Annotated in this window: 10 protein-coding genes; 5 read left to right on the top strand and 5 right to left on the bottom strand. The window is 37.4% G+C overall.

The genetic code is table 11. The features are described 5' to 3' along the window. The first annotated feature begins 115 nt into the window (after positions 1 to 115). From nfo to MT390_RS02520, 3 genes are all read left to right on the top strand, one after another. Positions 116 to 964, top strand: coding sequence for a deoxyribonuclease IV (gene nfo / locus MT390_RS02510; RefSeq protein ID WP_499439416.1), 849 nt, complete (start codon positions 116 to 118; stop codon positions 962 to 964). Positions 965 to 1,054: 90 nt separating this feature from the next. Beyond that, positions 1,055 to 3,178, top strand: a complete 2,124-nt coding sequence (locus tag MT390_RS02515) for a RelA/SpoT family protein (protein ID WP_166369013.1) — start codon at positions 1,055 to 1,057, stop codon at positions 3,176 to 3,178. 112 nt (positions 3,179 to 3,290) lie between these two features. Next, positions 3,291 to 3,725, top strand: coding sequence for an META domain-containing protein (locus MT390_RS02520; RefSeq protein WP_299663733.1), 435 nt, complete (start codon positions 3,291 to 3,293; stop codon positions 3,723 to 3,725). A gap of 82 nt (positions 3,726 to 3,807) precedes the next feature. Here the strand turns inward: MT390_RS02520 and MT390_RS02525 are convergent, their stop codons facing one another. Then, positions 3,808 to 5,481, bottom strand: a complete 1,674-nt coding sequence (locus MT390_RS02525; RefSeq protein ID WP_499439418.1) for a DUF2813 domain-containing protein — start codon at positions 5,479 to 5,481, stop codon at positions 3,808 to 3,810. Between the two features lie 402 nt (positions 5,482 to 5,883). Between MT390_RS02525 and MT390_RS02530 the strand changes: the two genes are divergently transcribed. Both MT390_RS02530 and MT390_RS02535 read left to right on the top strand, forming a co-directional pair. Beyond that, on the top strand, positions 5,884 to 6,237 hold the full coding sequence (locus tag MT390_RS02530; protein WP_499439419.1) for a hypothetical protein: 354 nt from the start codon (positions 5,884 to 5,886) through the stop codon (positions 6,235 to 6,237). 400 nt (positions 6,238 to 6,637) lie between these two features. Continuing rightward, positions 6,638 to 7,603, top strand: a complete 966-nt coding sequence (locus MT390_RS02535) for a metal-dependent hydrolase (RefSeq protein WP_499439420.1) — start codon at positions 6,638 to 6,640, stop codon at positions 7,601 to 7,603. Between the two features lie 67 nt (positions 7,604 to 7,670). Here MT390_RS02535 and recQ read toward each other — a convergent pair whose 3' ends face one another. From recQ to MT390_RS02555, 4 genes are all read right to left on the bottom strand, one after another. Next, a complete protein-coding gene (gene recQ, locus MT390_RS02540) occupies positions 7,671 to 9,500 on the bottom strand; it encodes a DNA helicase RecQ (protein ID WP_499439505.1) in 1,830 nt (609 codons plus the stop codon). Positions 9,501 to 9,581: 81 nt separating this feature from the next. Beyond that, the gene (hemG, locus tag MT390_RS02545; RefSeq protein ID WP_299663723.1) at positions 9,582 to 10,157 is read right to left on the bottom strand and encodes a menaquinone-dependent protoporphyrinogen IX dehydrogenase; all 576 of its coding nucleotides are present in this window, start codon (positions 10,155 to 10,157) and stop codon (positions 9,582 to 9,584) included. Positions 10,158 to 10,160: 3 nt separating this feature from the next. Further along, a complete protein-coding gene (locus tag MT390_RS02550; protein ID WP_299663721.1) occupies positions 10,161 to 11,618 on the bottom strand; it encodes a TrkH family potassium uptake protein in 1,458 nt (485 codons plus the stop codon). Positions 11,619 to 11,630: 12 nt separating this feature from the next. After that, positions 11,631 to 12,263, bottom strand: coding sequence for a YigZ family protein (locus MT390_RS02555; RefSeq protein ID WP_499439422.1), 633 nt, complete (start codon positions 12,261 to 12,263; stop codon positions 11,631 to 11,633). Positions 12,264 to 12,413: the final 150 nt, after the last annotated feature.

Genomic DNA, 12,413 nt, shown 5'->3' on the forward strand with positions numbered 1-12,413 from the left:
AAAATCCCCCCCCTGTTATAGTTTTTATTCTAACACGTACGCCTAACGGTGAACCTGTATCTTGGTGTAGTTTAAGTATATACTCGTTATCCATTCAAATTTTAGGCTATTATTAATGAAGTACATTGGTGCGCATGTAAGCGCTGCAGAAGGGGTTTTTAACGCCCCAAAAAATGCCCATGATATCGGCGCAACAGCTTTTGCACTATTCACCAAGAACCAACGTCGCTGGGAAGCAAAACCTCTCGATGAAAATACCATTCGCAAATTTAAAGCGGCTTGCAAGCGTTATAACATTAACAGCAATAATATATTACCCCATGACTCATACCTTATTAATCTAGGTCACCCGGAAGCGGAAGCTTTGCAAAAATCTAGAGCTGCTTTCTTAGACGAAATGCAACGCTGTGAACAATTAGGATTAACATTATTAAACTTCCATCCAGGCAGCCATCTTAAAAAAGCGACGCCGGAAGACTGTTTAAAACGTATTGCAGAGTCAATCAATATTGCTCTACAACAAACAACCTCTGTTTCAGCCGTGATTGAAAACACTGCAGGGCAAGGCACAAACTTAGGCTACCGTTTCGAGCAACTTGCAACGATTATTGAGCAAGTAGAAGATAAGCAACGTGTTGGAGTATGCATAGATACTTGCCATACTTTTGCTTCGGGCTATGATTTACGTGGCCACCAAGCAACTGAAGCTACATTTCAAGCTTACTCTGATATTGTCGGATTTGAATATTTACGCGCGATGCATATTAATGACAGTAAAGTCCCTTTTGCTAGCAGAGTTGACCGCCACGCGCCTTTAGGTGCTGGAGAAATTGGTTGGGAATGCTTTGAATTTATTATGAAAGATCATCGTTTTAACCACATACCATTAGTTTTAGAAACAACTGATGAAAGTTTATGGCCGCAAGAGATAAAGCAGTTAAAACTTTGGGCTGGTTGTATTTAAAAGCTATTTGTTACTTTATAGCATTAAACACTTTGAAACTCATTAAACAGCGATTATGCTACTAAAGTAGCACTAAAATTAAGGAAAGTGATATTTATGTTTCAAACACTAAAAGCGTCTATTCAAACCTATATGACAGAAGAGCAATGTGCCTTTGTCGAACGTGCATATCATTATGCATATGCAGCACATGATGGTGTGAAAAGAGCAAGTGGCGAACCTTATATTACTCACCCCGTTGCAGTGGCTGAAATACTTGCGGCTATGAAATTAGACTATGAGGCTATTTCAGCAGCATTAATGCACGATGTATTAGAAGATACTGATACCACCCATCAAGAACTTTCCGACGCGTTTAATCCAAATGTCGCACAACTGGTTGAAGGTGTTACTAAGCTAGATAAATTTAATTTTGAGAATCGCGAACAAGCACAAGCTGAAAACATCAGAAAAATGTTAATTGCGATGTCTAAAGATTTCCGAGTAATGTTGATAAAACTAGCGGATCGCGTACACAATATGCGTACACTGGATTCACTTCGATTAGATAAGCGTCAACGTATTGCCCAAGAAACCTTTGAAATATTTACACCTATTGCTAACCGCCTTGGTTTACATCACTTAAAAAATGAATTAGAAGAGTTAGCCTTCAAAGCACAAAATTCAGCACGTTATCATGTATTAAAACAAGCAATCACCAAAGCACGTGGTAATCGTAAAGATTTTATCGCCAGTATTTGTGATGAAATTTCTGAGCAACTTGAGTCGATGTCAATTGATGCACAAGTGATTGGGCGAGAAAAACATCTTTATAGTTTGTATAAGAAAATGCGTAAGAAAGGCTGTCAATTCCATGATGTAATGGATGTTTATGCATTTCGTATCATAGTTAAAGATTTAGATACTTGTTATCGTGTTTTAGGGCAAATACACCATTTGTACCAACCTAAATTAGAATATTTTGAAGATTATATTGCGCTGCCTAAAACCAATAGTTATCAATCATTGCATACTACGCTTATTACCCATGAAGGTGTGAATATAGAAATCCAAATTCGTACTGAAGATATGGATGCCGTTGCTAAGCATGGTATTGCAGCTCATTGGAGTTATAAAGAAAGCGCACAAAGTTCTAATATAGCCGCTCAATTACAAACGCGTAATTGGTTCCAAGGTTTAACAGAGCAAGAAGACCAGAATACTAACTCCGTTGTTTTATTAGAAAATATTAAACAAGAGTTAGGTAAAAATGATATTCATGTATTAACGCCACAGGGTAAAATCATTGTTTTACCGGCATTAGCCACCGCGGTTGATTTCGCCTATGCCTTGCATACAAACATAGGTCATCACTGTATTGGTGCAAAAGTGGACAATGAGTACTCATCATTAAGCCAAAAATTAGAAAGCGGACAAACAATTGAAATTATTACCGCTAAAAAGCCTAATCCAAGCCCTGAATGGTTAAATTTCGCAGCTACCCACAGAGCGCGAAACAGTGTGCGTAATTATCTTAAGCAATTACCACAATCAACCACTATTCCAATGGGCAGACGCTTATTAAAACAAGCACTGAATGCGACCAACTTGACGGATATTCCACAGGAGAATATTGATAAAGTCATTGCCGATCATCATTTAGATGGTTTCAACGATCTATTACATGCTATCGGCAGTGGAAAACTGTTAAGTATTATCATCGCAAGGCGTTTACGTGGTAATGCCGACGAGTTAACTGAGTCTCATCATAAACAGCAAATTAGACAAAGTGCCATTAAGGGCGCTGAAGATATTATGCTGTCCTATGCCAACTGTTGTAAGCCATTGCCTGGCGATCAAATTGTTGCTCATACGAGCTCGGGTAAAGGTTTAGTTGTACATATTAAAAGTTGTCATAATGTAATTGGGTTTGAAAATGAACTAGATAAGTATATTGCTGTCGAATGGGACATGAACTTTATGAATCAATATGAATACTCAAGTGATTTGAGCATTCAAATGGTAAATCATAAAGCAGGTTTAGCAAGAATGTTTAATGTAATTGCCAAGAGTAATGCCAATGTAGTGGACTTACAGACAACTGCAGTCACTAATCAAATTTATTCGATTAATGTGACATTAACAGTTATTAACCGAGTACATTTGTCACGTATTATGCGACAAATTAAGAAACTAACTGGTGTTAAAAGTGTCAAACGAAGCAATAAAAAGTAATAAAAATAGTTAATTTTCAATTATCACCTACTGCGAGTTATAGGCTGCGTTCATTCCAGTAGGTTAGTTGATGTTATATCGTAAAAATTTATACCCACTGGATTACATAATTATGACAACCGTTAAAATGATGATACTAACTGCAAGTATCATGGCGCTTGGAGCTTGCTCTTCTGAGACTCAAATTGAACCACAAAAAGTAAACGTTGAACAACTACAGCATAATTGGAAGTTGACTCACGTTGATAACATTCAATTAGCCACCATTATTAACAGTTCATTACATATAGACAGTGCTAACAAAAGTTCTGGTAATTTAGGTTGTAATCAGTTTTTTGGAATGGCTGAATTTAGCAATAATCAATTACGTATTGGTGATATGGGTAATACACGAAAAATGTGTGAACCATTAAAAAATGATGTAGAGATGGATGTTAGTGAAGTATTAACTCACTGGGCAAATGTTATGATTGATGATGAAACATTAATTATTAGCAATAAAAAGCATTCATTAACTTATCAGCTAGCGGATCCCATCACAGAATAATGAAACATTAAGTAACTTCAATTGCGTGGTCTGTGAGTAATCACAACAGTGCAATTGTTGTCTGTTTTAAAGTCCTATTTTGTTAACCCGATTGACTGCGTGCCATACCGACCAATCGGGAAAAAAGGCGTTTTAGTAACAGAGGGACCGATTCAACTCCTTGCAACTCTACCGCTTCAGCAATTGAAATCCCTAAACCCGGCTTAGAATATTTGTGCACCGCTTTTTCAATCACCTTATTGGTATTTAGTCTCACTAAGTCTTGTTTAGTGTAATTTGCGGCTTTTAGGTAAACCTCTTCAAAACCATTTTCAAAAAATAGATGTTCAATATCATGCGCTGGCAATACGGTTAAACGAGTATGGATAGAATCCGATTCGCCTAACATGTCCTTGACTCGACTTGCATATTTTTGGCCTGCACCATCACCATCGGTTAGCACATGCCATTCAATATTTAAATCTTGTGCTAATTTAATCAGTGGTTTTAAGCCACATTGTGCGAATTCAATAACTTGTATCCCTTCAACTAATAAATGATGTCCACATAACCTCGCTAAGTCAGTTAACAACCAAGTTTCAGTTTCCCCTTCAACTAATAACCAAGCACGTGCGAATAGACTTTGTGGGCGATTCATTCGCAAATGGAAGGCAATACGCCTTAGGTCATTATTAGAGTAATGTTTACGATTAACGGTATAGCTTTTTATCTTATCCGTTTTGCGCACTAAACGTTGAATGCGACTTAATGGGAAAAATGATAATAACTGAGCAGAATTAGTACTGACTAACTTCTGCATTGGTAACAAGGAAAAGAAACGCCATGTGATAGCTAAATTAACTGGGTGTAAGTTATTTTCAGGCTCTTCTAATAACAAAATAGGCGTCGCCCCACGACGAAATAAGTGCTCTCCTCGTTCCTCTAAGAATTGTCCTAATACCAGCAGCAGCATGGCGCGATCTGTTTTATGCCCATCCTTTAATAGATCATTAAAACGCGTTAATGCGTTAAAGGAAAAACTGTGATCCACATATCTTAGTTTTTCATCATTAGGGTAATTGGGTAAATCACCATAGCGCTTGCATAGATAGTGATCAAAAAGATACACAATTGAATCACACCCTTTCTTTAATTCTACTTCGGATAATTGCTGTGACGAACTTGTAATACGCTGAAAAATCCGTTTAATACGCGCTTCAGAACGTGCTCTATGGCTATTTAACAAATGTTTAACTGGTCTGTAAGCTTGACCACTATCATTTTGCTCACTCCCTAATCTTAATACAGGCACAAAAGATATAAATTCATTCACCAAATTATTCAAATCACTTTGTGAGAAGTGTTTACGATGCCCCTCTTGGTCTAAAAAGTGTCTGTCCGTAAAGACTTCCCCGCTACTGTCCACACTGCCGTCTACTTGATAAATAATGTATTTATTTCGATCGGGTAATGTTACCCAGGCATCGCTAATACTAGCAAAGTGACGTTGTAAAGACTCTTCAGGGTATTGCTCTTTAAAAGTAAAGATAAGATAAATATGGTTAATGATAGGTAGGTCGGAAATAGGGGGCCGATGAAAATCATCTAAGGTGAAGCGATAACTTTTTTTAGCTCCAGATAAAAATAGAGAGAGTGCTTCGAATAAACTCGATTTACCCCAGCTATTTTCACCTAATAACGCACTCAACTCATGCATATTAATGGATAAGCGATTAATTCCACGAAACCCCACTACTTCAATGTGTTTCAATAGCATATCGACTCCTAATACCAACCAGAGTAATTAAGTGCTTTATTCTGTTTGTTAAATTTTGAGCACCTACTTAAGACAATCGGTATAAATCAAAAAATTTTATAATTCAAAGTATCAGAAACTTACTATAAAACAATTAGTAATAGATCACACAAAAAACACAAAATAATAATCAAATTATTAGTATATCGTCATGAATCTATAAAAAATATCCTTTATACTTACTTCATAACCACTAAAAAATAGTGGATATAAGTTACCGTTATTAGCCTCGTATTGCTTATTAGTTTCTATTATATAGCGTTTTATTTTTTAAATATTAAGCGAACGGCAAGTGTAGTGGCCTGTAATAGGTGATTTCGGTAATAAAAATAATTGAATGTCCAATGAATAGAGGAGTCTACTATGAGCAATCTACATCAACTTAATATTTTACCTGAGCAAAGGACTATCAATTTAATTGCTTCTTACAGCAACGACTTTGAACGTGATAATTTTGATTATCACCAACTTCTGGAGAAACTGCATAGCACTATGTCACGCAGCCATTTTATGGATGAGCAAGACAATGCAGCTTGGATGAACCACAGAGGTAATGATTACTTAGCGAATCCAAAGCTATTTTCGCATGCCCCTTTAACTTATTTATGTGCATTTTTAAGTGAAATATTTAAAAATAATCAGTTAGATGACATTGAAAAAAACATAGAACCCAATATATTTGAAGCTATTTTAAAGCGTTTAAATGATTTTAAATAACACTTTTCACTTGAATTCAAACTTCAAAGAAGAGTAAAAAAACTGAAAAAGAATAGTGTAATTAAAGGTTCAAAGGTTCAGAGGTTCAGAGGTAAATTAATTTATAATAAACAGTGCCGTTACTATTATGTTGATCAAAAAAGAATCGAAGCCATCGTTAGTGATTGGCAGATGGTTAAGTAGAAATACACGATAATAGCGGCGCTATTCTGATTTAGTGGTCAGGTTTAAAGTTAATACTTACAGAGTTTACTTAATAAAAGTTACTGGCTTAAAAGCTAAACTTGGATTCAAATAATAAACCCATCTCATTTTTTCAAAAATTAAACACTACCCAATTTGATTTGTTATTAGCCTCAGTTGCATTACACTGACTCTACGATGAACATGTAGAGTAATTATGGATTCCTTAACTCAAATAGCCCTAGGGGCAAGTGTTGCAGCTGCAGTTGGTTTCAAACCTTTTGGACGTAAGGTGCTGCTTGTTGGCGCTATCTTAGGTACACTGCCAGATTTAGATGTGTTAATCAGCTATCAAACGGCTATTGATAACTTTACTTTTCACCGTGGTTTCAGTCACTCCTTGATCGTATTAAGTGCTCTCAGCGTGTTTTTATATAGGCTCGCTTTATACTTTAGACCACAATGGAAAGCCTATAAAAAATCATTATTTCTGACCATATTATTACCTTTAATCACACACCCGTTATTAGATGCATTTACCAGTTATGGCACTCAATTGTGGTGGCCTATCCCGGTACAACCCACCTCTTGGTCAAGTATTTTTATTATTGATCCTCTTTATACTTTGCCATTATTAATCGCAGTTTTAGGGCTTTGGTTGCAAAAAAACACATTAAAGTGGTACAAAATAAATAGCGTTGTTTTGTGTATTAGTTGCGCTTACTTAATACTAGGCCAGGCACAATTTTGGTATTTAAAACAAAAGCTAACTATTGATCCAATAGTTAAAAATAGTCAGGTATTTATCTCACCAACACCCTTTAATATCTTTGTATGGCGGATTATTAGCTATCAAGATGATACATATTATGAAACCTTCAGCAGTGTTTTAAATATTCAAAACACTGAATGGCAAGCCTTTGCAACGGGCCGTTCACTGACCAAGCAGTTTAATTCAACAGAGTTACAACGCTTAGAATGGTTTAGTGATGGGTTATTGAGCTTTAGTGAGCGCCAAGGTCGGCTGATTGCGACGGACTTACGTATTGGTTTATCACTTTATTACCCATTTTCCTTTAGCATTGCAAAGCGAGAACAGGATCAGAACTGGTTGGTGATTCCATCGCAAAAAATGCCGGAACCAGAGGTGAGTTGGGAAGTATTAATGGAAACACTGCAATAAAAAGCTTATTCAGGTGACACAATTAAAGATCTATTTCATGACTATACAGTAATGATGTTACTGCAAATTATAGCTGATCAACATATTGTTTAATTTCAGCTAAAAAATCTTCTCCATACTTATCTAACTTGATATGGCCAACGCCTGTGATTGATAAAAATTGCGAGTCATTAGTGGGCATTAACTCACTCATTTCAGACAAAGAAACGTCACTAAAAATAACATAGGGTGGTAAATTTGCTTGATCAGCTATCTGCTTGCGTAAATGACGTAATTTAGCAAATAACTTATTATCTGCATTAACAGACACGCTACGTCGCTTTTGTTTGGCAGTGGTTTTCACTAGCTGTAATCTTGGAACAGCAAGCATCAAACTATTCTCTGATTTAAGCACTGAACGAGCAGCTTCTGTTAATTGTAAAGCAGAGCCACGAGTTAAGTTTTGCATCAATAATCCACAATGGATCAATTGCCTAGCAATACTAAACCAATGTTCGGTTGACTTATCCTTACCAATACCAAAAGTCGATAATTGATCGTGCCCAAGGCTTTTAACACGTGCAGTTTGCGCACCACGTAAGACTTCAACCACATGCGTGATCCCAAAATATTGCCCAGTTCGATAAACACAGGATAGTATTTTTTGTGCATCCACCGTTGCATCGTAACTTTGCGGAGGATCTAAACAAATATCACAGTTACCACAAGCTTTAGGGCTGTACTCGCCAAAATAATTTAATACAACTCGACGACGACAGGTTTGTGCTTCCGCAAATGCAACCATTGTATTCAGTTTATGTAACTCAATACGCAGTTGCTCTTGATTTGGATTCTTTTCTAATAAGCTACGAATACGCGCAGGATCCGCTGGGTCATAAAATAACATCGCTTGCGCAGGTAAACCATCTCGCCCTGCACGCCCTGTTTCTTGATAGTATGACTCAATATTCTTAGGTATTTCATAATGCACAACAAAACGTACATTGGGTTTATCAATACCCATACCAAAAGCAACCGTCGCAACTACGATTTCCACTTCATCTTTAATAAATAAGTCTTGTACCGTTTGACGCTCTTCTAAGGGTAATCCCGCATGATAACAACGTGAATTTAATCCCTTTGCAGCTAATTTTTGTGCTATCTCTTCAGTCCGCTTACGACTAGTGCAATAAATTATTCCACTTTCGTCTTTATGCTGATCTAAATAATTAAATAATTGTGATAATGGGCGATACTTTTCAATCAATAAATATTCAATGTTAGGGCGGTCAAAACTACGAATTTCTATTAAAGGTTGATTGAGCTGTAAACGCTGTAAAATATCTTGTTGTGTTGCATGGTCAGCCGTTGCAGTTAAAGCCACTAAAGGAATATTAGGAAAATGTTCTTTAAGATTGCCTAATTGCGCATATTCGGGACGGAAGTCATGCCCCCAAGAAGAGATACAATGGGCTTCATCAATGGCAAATAAATTAATAGGCAAGTGTTGTAGTCGAGCAATAAAATCAGGGCGTAAAAGGCGCTCAGGCGCAACGTATAATAGTTTCAACTGCCCACGATGTAGGGAATTAATAATATCATTTTGTTGTTGATAGGAAAGGCTGGAATTTAAATAGGCCGCTGCAACACCACAAGCTTGTAGGGTATCCACTTGATCTTTCATGAGTGAGATCAAAGGTGATATAACGATGCATATCCCCTCTCTTACTAACGCAGGAATTTGAAAACATAAACTTTTACCGCCACCCGTAGGCATCACCACCAACGCATCACGCCCTGCGATCAACTCGTTAATAACGGTTTCTTGGCCATCTCGAAATTGCTTGTAACCAAACACATCAAATAAGACGTCATGTGCAGTACTAGTGATACTCTGGCTCAAAATATAGCAACCTATTGATAATCTAAGCGGTGAAACGGGCTCGTATTGTAAATCAGCGCCGACATTATTTCAGCCTAAATTTTCTTATGAGACAAACTAACGTGCTGCAAAGTCCTGAGCAAAAGAATCAACTTTTTCCCAATTGGTTAATTCTATGTCCTGTGTTTTATCCGTACTGCCGCCCGTCATTTTCATAATCAACTGAATTAACAGGGTTTGCCACCAATTATAACGTGAATACAACAGCGCTCCGGCAAACACACCTTTGAACTGTGGTTGCCATTGTGAAAGCTGATCAAATTTTTTCATATAGGCATTATTTTCTGGCACTGCTTTTTCTGGTTTACGTGCTGTTAAACAAACCACAAAAAAAGCATTACATACTGCATCTAATTGCGTTTTATGCTGATTAACGAACTTAATTATATTGGGACGAAAGTTGCCATAACGAATAGAGGCACCGATTAAGACTTTTTGGTACAAAGAAAAATCAATGGTCGGATTATCATCAACATTCAATACAATCACTTCGCCAGTAAGCGTTTGTTTAATACGATTAATGATTTTTAATGTTTGTCCATCGACAGAGGAATAAAGTACTAAAGTTTTGCTTACTACACTACTTTCAGTTTGCTTGGTTTCAGCTTGCTTAGCTTGGGTTTCATTAGACATAATTTAATTTTTCCAGAATACAGGTGTAAATAACACCAACAATGTAAAGACTTCTAATCGACCAAATAGCATGGCAATAATCATCACCCATTTTGAAGCATCACTAACATCATTAAAATGTACCGCAACTTCACCTAAACCAGGCCCTAGATTATTAAGCATGGCGACCACAGAAGAGAACGCACTCAATTCGTCCATACCTGTCATTAATAATGCCAGCATACAAACAATAAAGACCAATGCATAGGTAGAGAAGAATCCCCACACAGCTTCAACAACACGGTCCGGTAAAGCTTTATCACCTAACTTAATTTTATACACGGCTTTAGGATGCACTAAACGCTTTAATTCACGTTGCCCTTGCAAGTTAAGTAATAATACACGAATCACTTTCAAACCGCCGCCCGTGGAACCTGCACATCCTCCAATAAAACTTGAGAAAATAAGTAAAACAGGCAACAACAAAGGCCAATCAGAGAAAGAGGTAGTAGTAAAACCTGCCGTGGTTGAAATTGAAACGGATTGAAATAACGCATGGGAAAAGGTGGTTTCTATACTGTTATAAACATCGTGCCCCATTAACATCCAAAAGCAGATAATAGTTAGAATCACCTGAATAAAGATAAACGCGCGCACTTCAGGGTCGCGTCGATAGACGTCAAAACTGAGTTTTTTTGCAGAGAATACCGTGAAATGTAGTGCGTAGTTAATGCCTGAGATAATTAAGAAAACCACGGTGATGATATTGATCACTTCACTATCGAAGTGGCCCATACTGGCATCGTAAGTAGAAAACCCACCAATAGATACGGTTGAGAAGCTATGGCCAAGCGCATCAAACAAGCTCATACCGGCAATCCAAAATGCCAACATACAAGCAACCGTTAAGCATAAATAAACATACCATAGCGCTTTTGCTGTTTCAGCTATACGGGGGGTCATTTTTGAATCTTTCACTGGCCCCGGTGTTTCTGCTCGGTACAACTGCATGCCACCGATACCTAACATAGGCAGTACCGCAACGGCTAATACAATGATCCCCATGCCACCAAACCATTGCAGCATTTGTCGATAGAATAAAATTGATTTTGGCAAATCATCTAACTGAGCAATAGTGGTTGCGCCGGTGGTGGTTAACCCGGAAAAAGATTCAAAAAAGGCAGTCGCAAGATTCATGTCTACGCTGGAGCTCATTAGAAATGGAATTGCACCGACGCTGCCCAGTGTTGCCCAAAACAACACCACAATTAGAAAACCTTCACGCGCCTTTAATTCACCTTTGTGACGTCGATTTGGAAGCCAAAAAACAAAGCCGATAAATAAAGTTACAAAAAATGCAGCTAAAAAGTCATTACCGCCACCATCTTGATAGATGAAAGCAACAAACACAGGTGGCAACATGGTCAGGCTGAATAGGCCGATCAACATCGCTACAATCCTGATAATTGAACGAATGGCCACTAGCTAGACCAACTAGTTAGCATTAGTTGAAGTATTAATTTGTTTCGCAATGATCTGTCCCTGCATCGATGATTGTAATTTTTGCTTAAACTGTATTATTTGTTCACTATCGACTTCAATTAATGCCACTACTTCTTGTTGATAATCGACATTAATGATTCTTCCTGAATGCGAAGCTAATATATGCTCTACCGTTGCCATTTGGGCATAGTTACATTGTAACTTAAATTGTTGGAAAAAACGCTTCTCCATTGTAGGCATGGTTGGGCATAATTGCTGCAAACCATTACTGTAAGCACGTACTAAACCGCCCGTTCCTAATTTAATACCGCCTGAATACCTCACTACTACAGCAACTATTTCCCCAACATTAGTGCCTTGTAAAACAGCAAGCATCGGCTTTCCAGCAGTCCCTTTGGGTTCACCATCATCACTACACCCCATATTAACGCTATCTTTAGGGCTGCCTCCAATATAAGCCCAGCAATGATGACGTGCATCTTTATGCAAGGCTTTTATGTCAGCAAGGTATTGCATCGCAGCAGTCTTACCTCGAGCTGGACTGATGAAAGTTAAAAATCGACTTTTTTTAATTTCTTCTTGAAAAAAGACCGTTTTCTGTAAAATTAAATAGGGTTTATTCACTGTTAACTAAAAGACCTTGTGTTTGCATGTCATAGAACCATCAACAACGGAATAGACATTTTGATAAAGTATTTGTTGTCATAATTTTGTTGACATAATATTGCAGCTAATATACTAGTGCGCCAGATAATAACTAAGCAGTGCTGTTCA

The organism is Vibrio sp. 2-Bac 85 (assembly GCF_037546705.1).
GTDB lineage: Bacteria > Pseudomonadota > Gammaproteobacteria > Enterobacterales > Psychromonadaceae > Psychromonas.

Bases quoted from the DNA above. Each gene is read 5' to 3' on its own strand.
- MT390_RS02530 (WP_499439419.1), top strand. From the start codon at position 5,884: ATGAGCAATCTACATCAACTTAATATTTTACCTGAGCAAAGGACTATC.
- MT390_RS02535 (WP_499439420.1), top strand. From the start codon at position 6,638: ATGGATTCCTTAACTCAAATAGCCCTAGGGGCAAGTGTTGCAGCTGCA.
- hemG (WP_299663723.1), bottom strand. From the start codon at position 10,157: ATGTCTAATGAAACCCAAGCTAAGCAAGCTGAAACCAAGCAAACTGAA.
- nfo (WP_499439416.1), top strand. From the start codon at position 116: ATGAAGTACATTGGTGCGCATGTAAGCGCTGCAGAAGGGGTTTTTAAC.
- MT390_RS02520 (WP_299663733.1), top strand. From the start codon at position 3,291: ATGACAACCGTTAAAATGATGATACTAACTGCAAGTATCATGGCGCTT.
- MT390_RS02525 (WP_499439418.1), bottom strand. From the start codon at position 5,481: ATGCTATTGAAACACATTGAAGTAGTGGGGTTTCGTGGAATTAATCGC.